A 14,272-nucleotide genomic window follows, 5' to 3' on the forward strand; every position below is an offset into this window, starting at 1 on the left:
AAACCACTGCGCTGACCAACTATCCGTTGCCGGGGGCTAGGGTGAGGCTCTTACCACCCGCCAAGGAAGACCCCCTCACAGTGACCGCAGATGCCCATGCCCAGCAGACCCCCACGTTCCGACACGCACTGAACCTGATCATCCAGTCGCAGGCCCAGGAGAACCCGGCGAAGCCGGGCGAGTTCATCGAGCCCAGCAACAAGGAGATCGCCGACAAGATCAACGAAATGTTCGGCGAAGGCACGATCACGGACGAATACATCCGGAAGCTACGCAAAGGGGACATCCAGAGCCCGAGCGTGAAGCAGGCCTCCCGGATCGCCAAGGTCTTCAAGCTGCCGCTCGACGTCTTCAACGCCGAGGACGAGGCCACCTTGAAGAAGCTGGTGGACGAAGTGCAACGCTTCGTGGACTCCAGACGTCAAACACCGAGTGAGGAACCAGAGCCCCAGACGGTTCGCGTCCTGGCACGAACCGCTCGCCGCTTGTCGCCCGACGGGCAGATCCGCGCCGCCAAGTTCGTCCAGAACCTCGCGCAGATCGAGGACATGGAAAACGGCGCACGAGCTACCCCGGCCCACGACTAGCCCCCCACAAGGTGTTCAACTCCGGTGATCCAGCCCGCCCATGACCGCAAAATCCGTACAGCTCTCGCCGCTTTCCCCGTCCCGAATCCGCTGACCGTCGAGTCCCTGTTCGCCGTGATGCAGGAACGCTACTGGCGACCGCTGGAGCTGTGGCGCGGAGCGTCGCCGATCCCCGGCCTCCACGCCAACGCACTGTGGCTGACCCGGCCCGCCGCCGCCAGCGATGTGGTCTGGCTCGACCCGGCTCTCACCGGAGCCGCCGCAGTGCACAGCCTCTCTCACGAGAACGGCCACATCGAACTGGGCCATCAGCCCCTCGAACTGCCCGCCGAGCCCCAGCCGGCCGAGTCGTACGACCTGCTCCACCCCGACTTCCTCGCCGGTTGCCTCTTCGGCCGCGCCCGCTCCCACGACGGGCTGCAGGATCCCGCGTACCAGCAGATCGAGGACCAGGCGGAACGATTCGCCTTCCAGCTTCGCCGCGCGGCTGCCGAACAGGCCCGCAACACCCGGCACCACGACCCCTTGGTCGACCGGCTGCACCACAGCCTGTGACCGCCCGCACCCGCCGCTGAGAGCCCCTGTGCCTACCGACGACATCATCGACATGGTCACCACCATCCCCCTGTGGCTGGTGGTCGCCGTCCGCATCTACCACTGGCCGAAGACCCCGGGGCAGAAAGCCATCCTCGCCACCTTCGCCGCCCTGGCGACCGGCGCCACACTGCGCCTGTCCTACCTCGAGGAGTTCCTGACCGACCTCACCGGCATGGACGACTTCGCGGTCCTGCCCAAGCACCTGGCCGTGATGACGTCCTGCATCCTCCTGGTGGGCTGGGTGGAATCCGTCGTGCCCCCGCGCGAGAAAGAACCGGCCTGGCGCGGCTGGGTCTCCCTCAAGCCCCGTCTGGCCGTGCTCGCCGTGGCCAGCGTTGGCGCCTCGATCGTCTTCCCGTTCTCCGCGCCCTCGATCGCCGCCCCGGACGGCTCCCTCGACTTCGCCTCCGGGCAGTTCGGCAGCGTCGCCGGCACCACGCACCTAGCGGTCTACCTGCTCTGCATGTTCGTCGCTCTCGTCCCGTCCGCCCTCCTGTGCCTCACCGTCGCCCGCCGCACCGACGACCGGCTCCTGCGCATCTGCATGCGCCTGATGGCCGCAGGCGCCACCGCGGGCGCCCTCTACCCCGTCTACCGGCTGTCGTTCCTGGTCTGCGGATTCACCGGCTGGACGTACCCGCTCGACGAAGGCGCGTTCCACCTCGGCGGCTCGCTCATCCAGTTGGTGACGATCCTGCTGGTCATCGCGGGCAGCTCCGTGCGCGCCGCCGAGCTGCTCATCCGCGCGATCCGCCAACGCCGCGGCCTGATCGCCCTCCGCCCGCTGTGGGAGGAGCTCGTCTCCGTCCTCCCGCCGGACATCATCCGCCGCCGCCTGCAGACCACCCCGTCGGCCCGGGAGGAGCGACTGCGCTTCCGCGACCTGTACGGCCGCCTGGACGAGCGGGTCGTGGACATCTCCGACGCGTGCTTCGAACTGCTCCCCTGGGTCAGCGAAGACCTCCACGGCCAGGCCCTCGACGAGGCACACGCCGTGGGCCTCACCGGGGACGAAGCACACGCGGCACGAGAAGCGCTCTGCCTGCGCGTCGCCCGCGCCAAGGCCGTCGACGGCGAGCCCTACGCCACCCGCCCCGCCCTCACCGTGCTGTCCCTGCGCGACGACCTGCTGTCCAACTCCCAGTGGCTGTCCAGGGTCGCCCACCACTACGCATCCCCTGACCTCGCCGACGCCACCCACAGGCTCGCCGGTCACCCCGTTCGTCAGGAAGTCACCGCATGACCAGCACCACCGCCGCGCCCGCCCCGACCCGCGAAGAGAACCGTGCAGCGCGCCTCATCACCGACCGGGCCGAACCGCGCAACGTCATCATCCTGGTGAGCCTGGGCGTCGGCCTGGCCCAGGACAACCCGCTCACCGGCGTGCTGTGGGCGCTCGAGGCCATCCTGTTCGCCGCAGCGATCCCCATGGCGTACATCAAGTACGGGATGCGCACCGGCCTGTGGGCCGACCGGCACATCGGGCAGGTGCAGCGCCGGAAGCTGCTCATCCCCGTGATCATGGCATCCGTCGCCGCCGGCATCGGGGGCATGTTCGTCTTCGACGCGCCGCGCGCCATGGTCGCCCTCGTCGTCGCGATGCTCGCCACTCTCGCCGTCCTCCTGGCCCCCACCGCTCTCTGGCAGTGGAAGATCAGCGTGCACACCGCGGTCGCCGGCGGCGCCCTGGCGATGCTCGCCCTCACCTGGGGGCCCCTCGTCTGGCTCGCCTCCCCGCTCGTCGCCGTCATCGCCTGGTCCCGGATCACCCTGCGGGACCACACCCTCGCCCAGACCATCGCGGGCGCAGCCGCGGGCACCGCCACGGCCGGGCTGGTCTTTGCCGCCGTCACGGCATGACCTAAGCCCGCCCGGGCCTGTACTTCTCCCCGCCATGCAGACGCTTCCCACCACCGCGCCCGCCGTCAACGCCCCCCGCCACATCGGGTTCATCGCCGACGGGAACCGCCGCTGGGCCACCGCCTCCGGCGCCACCGTCGAACAGGGCTTCCGGCAGGGCGCGGCCGTCATCCACCAGGTCCTCGCGCAGTGCCGCAGCATCGGCGTCCAGGTCGTTTCCGTGTTCCTCATGTCCGACCGCAACTTCGGCCGCTCCGAGGCCGAGGTGGAGATCCTCGCCGACGTCCTGGCCGATCTCCTCGAAACGCAGACCGCCGCGGCCACCGGCCCGATCCGGGTCCTCTCCCAGCTCTCGGGCAACTACCCCGTCCCCGGCCGGCTCCTGGCCGCCATCGAGCGGGCCGAGACGTCCACGGCCGACCGGCAGGGGATGACCGTCTGCCTCGGCATCGGCTACGACGGCCGCGCCGACGTCCGCCAGGCCGTCGCCCGCGCACTCACCGCCGCCGACTACGACGAACGCGTTGAACTGCCCGTCGGCGACTACCTATCCACCTGCGACCTTCCCGACCCCGACCTGATCATCCGCACGAGCGGCGAACGGCGCCTCTCCGGCTTCCTCCTCTACCAGGCCGCGGACGCCACCCTGCACTTCGATGACCGGTACTGGCCCGAGTACACGAACGAGGCCCTCGACCAGGCCCTCGCCGAACACGCCGAGCAACGCCGCACCTTCGGCCGCTGACCAAGATCATTCTTGCCCAATTGGGCAACTCCCCCGGGCCCCGTACGTCGCTCGTACGGGGCCCTATCACGTACCCACCCCGACGCCGATACGGGAGCGCTGCCACAAAAGGGACGGCGGTCTGACTATCGTCCCTTCCATGACGACATCCACAATCAATATCGAACGGCTCCGGTACGGGCCCTTCACCGGCCCCGTCCAAGCGATGCGCATCATCACGATGTGCAACCAGAAGGGCGGCGTCGGCAAGACGACCACCACCATGAACCTCGCCGGCGCGCTCTCCTACTACGGGAAGCGCGTCCTGATCGTCGACGGTGACCCCTCCGGAAACCTCACCGACGGATTCCGGCTCGACGGACTCGACGAGGACGAGGGCCCCACCCAAGTCGACTGCCTGCTCAAGGGCGTAGACCCGCACCCCCTGGTGGCCAAGCCGTTCGAGAACATCCACGTCCTGCCCGCCAGCCCGGACATGGTCTACCTGCCCGCCCGCCTTCGCGAGCGCGGCAACGCACTGCACGCCCACAGGAAGATGCTCGCCAAGTTCGAGGGGGAGTACGACTACACGCTGATGGACACCCGCCCGGCCATCGACACGGACACCGACTCGATGACCGCGGCCGCGCACGGCGCCCTCATGATGGCCAACACGCACAAGTGGGCGATGAAGGCGATCGGGTCCCAGCTCGACCAGCACGAGATGATCATGGAAGAACTCGGGCGCACCGACTTCGTTGAGCTCGGCATGGTAATCAGCCTCGCGCTCTACGGCCGCGGCGAATTCAACAAGCTGATCCTCAACCAGCTCCGCAAGCACCCCGACCTGACGCCCCTCGTGGAGATCCCGTTCCGCGGCGCCGACCTGGGCGAAGCAGAAGTCGAAGGCAAGCCGGTCCAGATGTACCGGCCCAAGTCCGACACGGCCCGGTACTTCCGCGACGTCGCCGTCAAGGCAGGGCTGGTGGAAGCCGCGTGAGCAAGAACTGGGAAGAGGCGACGAGCTGGGAGAAGACCGGCAGGCGCCGCGGTGGGAACAAGCTGGGCGAGAACAGCCGCGTCGTCGACGACGAACGACAGAAAGCCATCCAGGCCGCCGTCGAGGAGGCCAAGCCCGGCCTACACAAGATCCCGGACCCGGTCGAGCCCGCCGGGGAGGGCGCGCTCACCCCCGAGGAGCAGCAGCGGTACGAGCAGTGCCAAGAAGGTGTCGACCTGGGCAACACCGCCTGGTTCATCCAGGGCAAGGCCCTCGACACCATCGCCGTCGGCCGCCTCTTCCGGAACACCCCGCACAAGCTCGACCCGAAGCGCTGCTACACGACGATCGAAGAGTGGGTAGTCCTCGAGAAAGGCATCTCGGTCGGCCAGTGCAGCAAGCTGCGCGCCGGCTGGGCGATCGGGGAGGTCCTCTCAGCCCGCGGCTACCAGTCCAACCCGGGCCAGGTCCGCGAGATCGTGCCGGTCCGCAACGCCTTCAACCTGAACACGGCCGTCGCGGTGTACGTCCTGGTCGCCGATTCCTGGGGCGGGAACCAGGTCACCGCCGACCGGCTCCGCAACACCGTCAAGATGCTGCCGGGCGACCTCAAGCTCGACGAGGACGAGGACGTCGACGCCCTGGCGAAGACCATCAAGGGTGTGCTCGTCGAGGAGATCCAGCCGCCGGTCTCCCGCGCGATCCCGCCCGCGGTGACCCGGGCCGTCGACAAGCTGGCCATCAGCATCGCGGACGCCCTCAACCGACCCCGGATCCCCCGCTCGGAGGTCCAGCTTCGCCTTATGGAGGCGTTCGTCGACCCGGAGGACTCCACCGTCTACGACGCGGTTCTCAACCGCATGAAGCAGGTGGAGAAGGCGGAGAAGAAGGCGCTTCAATAGGGTTCAGCGCCCGCACAGCACGAAGGCCCGGCCAATGTTGGTGGCCGGGCCTTCGCACGCGTGAAACTGGTGTGCAGCATACGGCAGTTCACCGGACGGCGAACAAGCCCTCAGCGGTCCTGGTGATAGCGCCGGGCATGCGCACCAGGACCGTTGGCCATCGCGTCGTAGCAATCCACGTCGCACGCCAGCCCGAAGGACGCGAGCATCCAGCCGCCCGCTGCCGACGTCGCCCCGCAGTGGGCGCAGTGCTTCGCCCCGTCGGCCGGACACGGCACGGTGCCGACCGCCGCCCGCCACCGCGACGGCCGGGCCGGAGCTTCCTCGTACTTGTACTGCTGGTACTCGCTGCACGCGTCCGCGAGGAGGAAGTACCGGCCGCCGCGGTCGTCGTCCCCCTCGGACAGCCCGCCGTACGCCGTCACCTCCCACCACACGGCCGGCTCGCCGTCCTCCAGGACCACGGAGACCTCGACAAGGCGCATTCGCTCCCTGGACGACAGGCCCTTGTCGTACAGGTTCTGGCGGCCAGTCGTTTCGACGACTGCCAGGGACTCCACGCGGGCCCGCGTCGCCTCCGCCGCCGCGCGGGCCGCCCGCTCCTTCTCCTCCCGCTTCTCCCGCCGCTTCTCCGCCTGTGCCTCGCGCCGCTTAGCGGCCTCCTTCTGCCGTGCCTTCTCCGCGATCCGCTGCGCGTCCTGCTCGGCCCGCCGCTCGTTCGCCCGCTGCTCGTACTCCTCGTACGACAAGTGGTCCTCGCACTGGCCCGTGTGCTGGACCTCCTGGCGCCCCGAGCCCTCCCGTACGACGATCAGGCGGGCGGTGCCAGGCGCGACCGACCCACCGCACCGCGCACAGCGGGTACCGGGCAGGGCGGACCCAGACGGGCACGCACGGTGGTGCTCGATCTGGGCCGACGTGCCGCGGCCGACCATGACCCCTTGGCCCTTCTGCAGCTCAGCCGCACACCACCGGCACGGGCCGGCCCGGAAGTTCGGGCGGCCGGGGCCCGGATGCACGACGTTCAGCGACAGATCCTCGGCCGGAGGGTGCGCGGCCAGGTGCTTGCGGAGCTGCGCCAGGCCCGCCGAACCGAACGCGCCCTTCGCGGTCTTGAAGTGCCGGGACCACAGCGTCTTGAGCGTTCCGTCCCCCTGGGCCAGGTGCAGCGTCACCGCGGCGTCCATCAACGGGTACGGCTTGCCCGTGCGGTACGTCTCGCCCCACCCGGTGACGTGCTGGTCCACAACCAGGACCAGCGTGCCGGGCAGGGTCTCCACGACGGCCCCGTGCCCGACCTCGGGCCCGAGTACCGCGGCGTCCCCCTCGGCCCGATCGTCCAGGCCGGTAAGGACCCGCCTCCATGACCGGTGCACGTCGGCACCGTCCGGCACGGCCGGGACATTCACCCTCATCAGTTCGTTCACCACAATGACCCTCCCCGGTCTGTGGAACATGGTGCCGGGCGGCACTGACACCGCCCGTTCTCAGTTACGCGATTTCCATCCCGTCGTGGCACGCCGAGTGGTCCCAGCCCTCCGCGACGGGGTAGCCGCAGAAGCATGTCCCCTCGACCGCGGGCAGGCCCCGCATACGGCGCTGCAGGGCGACCATCAGGTCGGTACGGAGGATCCACCCGCGCTCGCCGACCATCGCCAAGACCTGGTCCTGCCCACGGCCGTCCGCGTCCCCGGTCGGCACGGGAACGCGGGTCGCCGACCACGCCAGGAGCGTGCCCGTCTCGTCCTCGCGCCGGGCGATGAACTCGTAGATCCCGCTGCACCGCATCGCGTCGAGGCCGTCCAGGTGCCAGATGTTCCGCTCTGCGTCCTGCCACCATGTCGACTGGAACAGCAACTCCGACCAGTGCTCGACCCGCTGCGGCCGGACGCGCCAGTCCTCGGTGAACACCGAGTCGCCCGCGAAGCCCTCGTCGAAGAAGGCGTCGCCGCAGTCGGCATACCCGACCTGGTGGCGGTAACGGCCCCGGTCAATCAGCCATCCTTCCTCGTCGACGTCATACACGCTGCTGCCTCACGTCCTGGCGAAGCGACCGGACGACGGCTAGGTAGTTGGGCATGTGCGTTCCGTTCTCGAAGGGCGGCGGTCAGGCGGGGCGCGGGACGGACAGGCTGGGGAGCTCGAGCGGCCACGGCCGCCGGCGGGCGAACTCGGTGCGGTCGGGGACCCACCGGCGGCTGTTCGGCTTCTGACGGCGGGGCGTGATGTTCCAGCGCATGGCAGTGCCTCTCTGAAGGTGTGGTGGTCAAGCGACTTCGGCACCCGGACGACGGGAGTCCTGGGCGTGGGGCGGGACGAGCCGGAGGTGCCGCGGGCCCGCGGCCCGGCAGGCGTGGACGCGGTGGTACTCGCGCTTGCGGTTCGCGGCCGGGGTCGGGTCCTGCCAGGTCGACAGGGCGGCCTCGAGCTCGGCGAAGTGCTGCGCCTGCTCCTCCGGCGTCCAAGGGCGGATCGGGCGGCGTTCCGGCGGACGTACGGGCAGGGGAGGCAGAGGACGGCGCTGGACGGGCGCGTCACGGCCGAACCTGCCGGTGGGCCACTGTTCGGCCATGAGGCGCTCGTACGGCGTCATGTCGTATCTCCTGCCGGTCGTACGGGGGTGGTGGAGCGGGGGCCGGGCGCGCGGGCGCCCGGCCGGGGAGGACTACTCGGCGGGGGTGCCGCCCGTGCCGCACTCGCACTTGTGGGCGCACTGCTCGCAGTCCGCGCAGACCTGGTGCAGGCAGCAACCGCACGGCAGCCGGCGGGCGGGCGGCAGCGTGCAGCGGTGCGCGTTCTCGTCGACGGCCGCCGCTCCGCGTTCCTTCCGGACGAGCGCCTTGATGCATGCCTGGCACGACACGGCGGTGTCCGGGTCTTCGACGCTGCTCTCGGTGCGGGTGTCGAAGTACATGCCGCACGCGCCGATGTCGCCGATCCCGTCCTCACACCCCTTGGTGGCGTGCACGGCACGGCCGCGGGGAACCTTCTTCCGGCCCGGGTAGCCGCCGGGGTCGGCCGCCCGGTCCAGGCGGGCCAGAGCCTTGCGCACGCGGTCGGCGTCGGCGTCCGTACGGATCCCCGCGGCGCGGAGCGTCTTGCAGGGCCACGGCAGGCCGCCGAGCGTGTGCTCGCTGCTCCGGCACTCCGGCCGGTGGCCGCTGCAGAGCTTCGGCCTCGCGCAGCACCCGTGCCGTGGGTCCGGGGTCTTCGGGTGCATGGCGAGCAACGCGCTCTGGAGGCGCAACAGCTCCTCCTCGGCGGCGCCGCGGATCGCGTCCTCGTAGGCGTTGAGCAGCGCCGTCGCCTTGTCGTGGGACACGGGGTCGCCGGCCGCCGCGGAGACGAGCTGGGTGAAGATCGGGGCCCGGGTCTCCTGAGCCGTCGGAGCCGGGGCCGCGCCCAGCTCGTCAGCCTGGTCGTCGAGCCAGAAGGCGGAGATAAGTACGCCCCTGTGGGTGGCGGCGTGCGCGGTGTTCGGCAAGCTCACTTCCTTGCCGCGCAGAAACCGCGCGACCCGGCGCAGTACGGGGATGTCCTTCGGGGTGAAGTCGACGGAGTACATCGGTGTCCTTCCAGGGACATGGGTAGGGAAATGCCGGGCGCATGGAGGAACGTCACGGCCCGCGGGGTTGTGTCAGAACAGGCCGGACTGCCCGGCAGCCTCGAGCGACTGGCGCTCCTCCTCGGCGCGCTGCAAGGCGCTCTGGCGGCGCAGCATGGCTTTGACCGGGGCCTGCCGCTTCTCCTCGGCTGCCGCGCGGGCCCGCAGCTCCTCGGACGTCGCCCACCGCACCCTCAGCTCGTGGACGTCAAGCTCGGGCGCGTCACCGTCGACGTGGCACTTCAGGTACGGCCGCTCCAGCCGGTATCGGATGTCGCGCATGGTGGCGAACCAGTCCGGGCCGAACGCCGCGGCGATAACGACGAGCGTGCCGTCCGCGTCGATGTGCTGCCGTACGGAGAATCCGTCGGTGTCGTGCCCGTACGGGCCTGCCTTCTGCGTGGCTTCGTCGAGCCCGAGGTCGACGAGGGCGCCTTCCACCAGATATCGGCGGATCGTGTGTGAACGGGTCGATCGGAGCATGGGGATGTTCCTCGTTTCGTGGTCGGTGGGGGCCGGTGCTCTCCGGCCCCCGTAGGCACTGCTGGGGAGTGCGGGCATGATGCAGATCAGGCGGCCAGGCCGTACACCACGGTCTGGCGCCTGCGGTACTTGGTGGTCTTCGCCCGTCCGATGTGCGCGGCCATCGCGGTACCCGCCGGAGGGCGTGCGGCGGGCCCCTGCGTCTGCTCCAGGACCTGGGCGCGCCGGATGATCTCCCGCATCGACAGCCCCTTCTTGAAGTCGGACCCGATCTTGGCTTCGGTCTCCGCGTACGCCGCCGCGAGCTCCGGAACGCGCCGCGCCCCGTTCACCAGGTCGTTGTTGCACCCGAGGACACAGAAAACGCAGCTCAGGCGCCGGTTTCCCCAGTCGTAGGCCGGGTGGTACGGCAGGCGGGAACGGGCGATCTCCTGCCACACCATCCAGTCGCTCCACGCGTGAATAGGTCGCCAGGTCGTAACGTGCCGGCGGCCGTTGCTCGCCCCGCGGTCGATCTCCACCGCCGCGAGCTTCGCCCGCTGGTCGCTCTCCGCGGCACGCTGCCCGATGCACGCCAGGATCCGCACGGGGCGCCCCAGGTGCGCGAGCTCCGCGGCAAGCCGCGTGTAGAGGGTCCGGATCGGCGCCCGCTTCTCCCCGCTCGTGCACCAGCGTGCTGCACTCGACGGCCACGCCGGTGCGACCTTCGCCTGCGCGGGGTCCTCGCCGCGCTCGACGGCTTCCTTCTCCGCCTTGGCCTTGAGCTTGCCGTGGCGGATCTCGACCCGGTCGAGGAAGTCGACGCCGGACGTGACCACCTCGAACCGGCGGACGCCGGAAAGGCGCGCCTGGAGCTCGGCGAGCTCGCGGGTGCCGGCCCACTCGGCGCGGCCCAGGTCCGCATGGACAACGACGATCTTGTGCAGCATTCCCAGGGCCTTCGCCCGCCGCACGACGTACGACAGCATCGCCTGAGAGTCCTTACCGCCCGAGCTCGATATGACCACCCAATCGGCGTCGATGATCAGCTCGTCGGGCACGGTCGTCCGCGGCTCGAACGGCACGGACGCGTGCACGGTCGCTTTCCGCTTCGCCTTCCGCTTCGCCGGCGCGGCGGCCACCGGGGTCTTCTGCAAGGTCTGGATGTCGGAGAGATCGAACAGGGTCGCGGTCTGCATGGCGGAGTCCTGGGGGTGCGGAGCGGGCGGAGCGGGCGGAGCGGGCGGAGAGGGGGGAGCGGGCGGAGAGGGGGGGCGACGGGCCCGGGGCGCGCGGGGGCGCCCCGGAGCGGGCGTCAGCGGTACCAGTGACCAACCTGATTGCGGGCGGTCACGTACATCTCCGCGTGCGTCTTCTCGTGCCAGTCGCACGGCGGCAAGGCGAAGCGGACGACGGCACCGAACCGGCAGGTCGACACGACGGTCGCGGGCCCAACGCCCACGACGGTGATCTCGTCGCCCTCCTGGAGGCCGAGGAAGTCAGGGGTCGTCGTGTTGGCCTCCGTGTCCCACCAGGCCCGCCACGCCTTCCCGGCCAGGGACATCGGCAGCGGGCCGAAAACGTCACCGGGGCGGTGCTCGACGCGCTCGGCCGTACCCGCCTTCGGGCTGTAGAGGTGCTCACGGTCGTACGCGGCCGGGATGCTCGAGATGGGCAGCTCCCCCAGCGGGAGCGGAACGCGCGGCGCCTTCGGAGGGTCGAGGGACAGGGAGGCGAACAGCGCATCTTGAACGGGGAGCACGGAAACGGACACGGTGACCTCTCGGTTGGGGTGGACGAGCAAGGCGGGAAGGGGCTCCGGGGCGCGGCACGGGCCGCGCCCCGGAGCGGGGCGGTCAGTCGCGCAGGAACCGTGCGGCGGCCTCGCCCGGGGTGAGCTCCTCGCCGTCGGGGAGGACCCAGCGCAGTGCGCCCGCCGTGCTGCTGTGCTTCATCGCGCCGGGTGCACCGGCCGCGCGCAGACGCGTAGGGATGGACCGGCCGATGAATTCGGTGGTGACCGTGACGGTGCGGGGGGCCGGGGCGACCGGCGGAACGGTCCGGGCCGGTGTCTCGGCGGCGGGGCGCAGGTCCACCAACAGGGGCGTGCCGCTGGTGCCGTCCTCGTGCTCGACGCGGGTAACGGCTTCACCGTCGGCGGCCCATACGTCGCGCAGTCGGCCGCGTCCGCCCGGTACGGCCTGGGGGCCGTCGGAGAACTGAACGGTGCGGCTGTCGTACTCGACCAGGTCACCCAGTTGGAGGCCAGACGACTCGGCGACCGCGCGGATATCAACGTGCTTGGACATGGTGAGGCTTCTCCTCGGTAGTCGGTCAAAGCAAGGGGGGGAGGGTGCCGGGGCGCGGCGCGTACGGTCGCGCCCCGGCGGGGGGTTGCGCTACGCGGTGCGGTGCACGTGACCGCTCACCGCGGCATGTCCGGGCCGATGCACGTGCAGACGGCGCCCTGAGCGAGCAGCACGCGCTGTTCCGACCAAGCGGCGTCACGCTGGCTCGTGAGGGTCGCGTGCTGGGCGTTGCGCTCCTCGGGGCGGGCGTGCCAGTAGCGCAGCGCCGCGCGGTCGCTGGTCATCGCGCGCAGCGCGTTGTCTGCCTCCAGCTCGGCGCACTCGGCGCGGTAGATGGAACGCCTGGTGATCCACGCGGGGCAGGTGGGCGCCTCGTGGTCCTGCATCCAGGAGCGGCGGCACTCCGGGTAGATGGGGCGTTCAACGGCGGTAGCGGTGATCACGGCAGAGTTCTCCTCGGGGAGCGTGCGACGGGCTGGGGGTGGTGCCGGGGCGCGACGTACGCGCCACGCCCCGGCGAGGGACCGAAGGACTGGCGGTTAGAAGACGTAGAAGTCGGCGGCCGGGCCGTGGACGTCGGTGACGTCGTAGTAGGCGGCCGTGCCGCGTCCGACGCGCTCGGCGTCCCTCGGGATGGAAGGCCGCAGGGCCTCGATGCGCACGGCGTGGTCGTAGATGCCCTCGATCACCGCGCGGGTGTCGTGGTCGGCGACGTACCACTTACCGCCCGGGGTGACCGTCCAGAAGTCGAGGGCGTACCGGGTCCGCAGGGTGACGGGCTCGATGTACTCGACGAGTCGGATGGTCAGGGCCCAGGTGCCGTTCTCGGCGCGCACCCCGGATTCCCGCAGGACCTTGCCGCCCGCGATGTTGAAGGCGTACGCCTCGTACTGCTCGCGGGGGACGGTGGTTGAGCTGCTGGCGTGGTGCATGACCGTGCGCGGCTCCCCGTACACCCTGGCCAGCTCCCACCAGGGCTTCATCACCATTTCGATGGTGGCAACGCTCATAGGGGTGTTCCTCCTTCGTGGTCTTGGCGGGTGCTCTCCCGCCAACACAGATAATAGTACACCAAGGGCAATGAAGAGAAGTGGTTGCCAGTAAATCGCGCAGATAACGTCTCCGAGATTCCCCCCGGCTCACTATCAGGGGGAACCTCGGAGCCTTACCGGCCGCAGGGAGCTGTCAGGCCGCGGCGGCGTACCGCCGGCGCTCCGCGCTCACCTGCGGCCACACGGCGGCCGCCATGCCCGGGTGGAAGTGCTCCACCTGCTCCCGGCTGATCGCAATGTGCGTGGTCCCTTCGGGGAACCGGGCCGCCACGGGCACGCGCTTGCGGGGCGCCCGGCGCGGCTTCACCGGGATGGGCGGGGGCACCACGAGCGGCGGCCGGGCCTCCGCCACAGCGAACAGCGCCCCTTGACCGTCCCGCGCGTACCGCTCGGCGTCCGCCTCGGCAGCCTCCCGCGCTCCGGCTGCCTCGGCCCGCTGGAACAGCTCCGCCCGCTCCTCCTCCAGGCGCTCCCGCTCCACCCGGGCAGCCTCCAAGACGGCCAGGCGCTCCGCCTCGGCGACGACCGCGGGCACCATCCGCGCCATGAGGGCCGCTACCGCGCTGTCGTCGGCCCGCTCAAGGTCGACCCCGCCCGCGGCTTCCCACACCTCCCCGGCGACCGCCCCGTACTGCTCCCACAACGGCCGAGAAGTGTCCCGCTCCCCCGCCGGCCGCCGACGGGCGCCCAGACCCCGCACCAGGGCGTGCAGGACGTCCGCACGGAACCCCCGGGCCCGGACCCGCAGGGTGGACGCGTCCTCGTACTCCACATGCGCCTCCGCGGCCACGGACCGCTTCCACGCCCCGAATACGCGGACCGCCCGCGTCGCCAGGGCCTCCACGGCTTCCACCACCCGCTCCAGGGCCACCAGGTACCGGGCAAGCTCTCGCGCGGGCCCCTGCACCGTGAGGCGCCGCATGTCCTGCCAGCCGTGCCGCTCCTTGTTGCCCCAGTTCTCTTCGTAGACGGACCAACGCGGGTTCACCTTGTACGGGGTCGACGCCTCCAGGCCGTGGACGTCGGCCAGGGCCCACGCCACATCGTGGTGCTCCGTCGCCCGACGCTTGGACTGCGCGGGGAACACCAGGTCGACGGTGAACCGGCCCGGGGCCGACTCGTACGGTCGTGGGATCTCAACGTGCGCGCTCATGCGCTTCTCTCCTTCGTGGTGC

Annotated in this window: 19 protein-coding genes; 7 read left to right on the forward strand and 12 right to left on the reverse strand. The window is 70.6% G+C overall.

Annotated elements, in window-relative coordinates; all coding sequences use genetic code 11:
- The first annotated feature begins 80 nt into the window (after positions 1-80).
- The 7 genes from ACIP93_RS33510 to ACIP93_RS33540 all read left to right on the forward strand — a co-directional run bounded on the left by ACIP93_RS33510 (position 81) and on the right by ACIP93_RS33540 (position 5,670).
- Positions 81-587 carry a hypothetical protein gene (locus ACIP93_RS33510; protein ID WP_401765273.1) on the forward strand — a complete coding sequence of 169 codons (507 nt, stop codon included), beginning with the start codon at positions 81-83 and terminating at the stop codon, positions 585-587.
- Positions 588-611: 24 nt separating this feature from the next.
- Entirely contained in the window at positions 612-1,142 is a 531-nt protein-coding gene (locus ACIP93_RS33515) for a hypothetical protein (protein WP_401765276.1), read from the forward strand.
- A 28-nt stretch (positions 1,143-1,170) separates the two neighbouring features.
- The gene (locus tag ACIP93_RS33520; protein WP_401765279.1) at positions 1,171-2,427 is read left to right on the forward strand and encodes an MAB_1171c family putative transporter; all 1,257 of its coding nucleotides are present in this window, start codon (positions 1,171-1,173) and stop codon (positions 2,425-2,427) included.
- Positions 2,424-3,044, forward strand: coding sequence for a hypothetical protein (locus ACIP93_RS33525; RefSeq protein ID WP_401765281.1), 621 nt, complete (start codon positions 2,424-2,426; stop codon positions 3,042-3,044). The genes ACIP93_RS33520 and ACIP93_RS33525 overlap by 4 nt, the downstream gene beginning before the upstream one ends.
- Before the next feature lie 34 nt (positions 3,045-3,078).
- Entirely contained in the window at positions 3,079-3,789 is a 711-nt protein-coding gene (gene uppS, locus ACIP93_RS33530) for a polyprenyl diphosphate synthase (protein ID WP_401765283.1), read from the forward strand.
- A gap of 139 nt (positions 3,790-3,928) precedes the next feature.
- Positions 3,929-4,768, forward strand: coding sequence for a ParA family protein (locus tag ACIP93_RS33535; RefSeq protein WP_401765286.1), 840 nt, complete (start codon positions 3,929-3,931; stop codon positions 4,766-4,768).
- Positions 4,765-5,670, forward strand: coding sequence for a hypothetical protein (locus tag ACIP93_RS33540; protein WP_401765288.1), 906 nt, complete (start codon positions 4,765-4,767; stop codon positions 5,668-5,670). The genes ACIP93_RS33535 and ACIP93_RS33540 overlap by 4 nt, the downstream gene beginning before the upstream one ends.
- A 110-nt stretch (positions 5,671-5,780) precedes the next feature.
- Here the strand turns inward: ACIP93_RS33540 and ACIP93_RS33545 are convergent, their stop codons facing one another.
- The 12 genes from ACIP93_RS33545 to ACIP93_RS33600 all read right to left on the reverse strand — a co-directional run bounded on the left by ACIP93_RS33545 (position 5,781) and on the right by ACIP93_RS33600 (position 14,250).
- Positions 5,781-7,085, reverse strand: coding sequence for a hypothetical protein (locus ACIP93_RS33545; RefSeq protein WP_401765290.1), 1,305 nt, complete (start codon positions 7,083-7,085; stop codon positions 5,781-5,783).
- Positions 7,086-7,161: 76 nt separating this feature from the next.
- Positions 7,162-7,695 carry a hypothetical protein gene (locus ACIP93_RS33550; RefSeq protein WP_401765292.1) on the reverse strand — a complete coding sequence of 178 codons (534 nt, stop codon included), beginning with the start codon at positions 7,693-7,695 and terminating at the stop codon, positions 7,162-7,164.
- Positions 7,696-7,777: 82 nt separating this feature from the next.
- Positions 7,778-7,909: a hypothetical protein gene (locus ACIP93_RS33555; protein ID WP_401765296.1), complete on the reverse strand. Its 132-nt coding sequence runs from the start codon at positions 7,907-7,909 to the stop codon at positions 7,778-7,780.
- A 27-nt stretch (positions 7,910-7,936) separates the two neighbouring features.
- Positions 7,937-8,263, reverse strand: coding sequence for a hypothetical protein (locus ACIP93_RS33560; protein ID WP_401765298.1), 327 nt, complete (start codon positions 8,261-8,263; stop codon positions 7,937-7,939).
- A gap of 72 nt (positions 8,264-8,335) precedes the next feature.
- A complete protein-coding gene (locus ACIP93_RS33565; RefSeq protein WP_401765299.1) occupies positions 8,336-9,235 on the reverse strand; it encodes a hypothetical protein in 900 nt (299 codons plus the stop codon).
- Positions 9,236-9,307: 72 nt separating this feature from the next.
- Complete coding sequence (locus tag ACIP93_RS33570) at positions 9,308-9,757, reverse strand: hypothetical protein (RefSeq protein ID WP_401765301.1); 450 nt, start codon at positions 9,755-9,757, stop codon at positions 9,308-9,310.
- An 86-nt stretch (positions 9,758-9,843) separates the two neighbouring features.
- Entirely contained in the window at positions 9,844-10,935 is a 1,092-nt protein-coding gene (locus ACIP93_RS33575) for a phosphoadenosine phosphosulfate reductase family protein (protein ID WP_401765303.1), read from the reverse strand.
- A 116-nt stretch (positions 10,936-11,051) separates the two neighbouring features.
- Complete coding sequence (locus ACIP93_RS33580) at positions 11,052-11,498, reverse strand: hypothetical protein (protein ID WP_401765305.1); 447 nt, start codon at positions 11,496-11,498, stop codon at positions 11,052-11,054.
- Between the two features lie 94 nt (positions 11,499-11,592).
- Complete coding sequence (locus tag ACIP93_RS33585; RefSeq protein ID WP_401765308.1) at positions 11,593-12,045, reverse strand: hypothetical protein; 453 nt, start codon at positions 12,043-12,045, stop codon at positions 11,593-11,595.
- 116 nt (positions 12,046-12,161) lie between these two features.
- Positions 12,162-12,488: a hypothetical protein gene (locus tag ACIP93_RS33590; protein ID WP_401765310.1), complete on the reverse strand. Its 327-nt coding sequence runs from the start codon at positions 12,486-12,488 to the stop codon at positions 12,162-12,164.
- Between the two features lie 96 nt (positions 12,489-12,584).
- Complete coding sequence (locus ACIP93_RS33595; protein ID WP_401765312.1) at positions 12,585-13,055, reverse strand: hypothetical protein; 471 nt, start codon at positions 13,053-13,055, stop codon at positions 12,585-12,587.
- A 175-nt stretch (positions 13,056-13,230) separates the two neighbouring features.
- Positions 13,231-14,250 carry a hypothetical protein gene (locus tag ACIP93_RS33600; RefSeq protein ID WP_401765315.1) on the reverse strand — a complete coding sequence of 340 codons (1,020 nt, stop codon included), beginning with the start codon at positions 14,248-14,250 and terminating at the stop codon, positions 13,231-13,233.
- Between the last annotated feature and the right edge of the window lie 22 nt (positions 14,251-14,272).

Origin of the sequence: Streptomyces sp. NPDC088745 (assembly GCF_044751045.1) — a bacterium.
Taxonomy (GTDB): Bacteria; Actinomycetota; Actinomycetes; order Streptomycetales; family Streptomycetaceae; genus Streptomyces; species Streptomyces cremeus.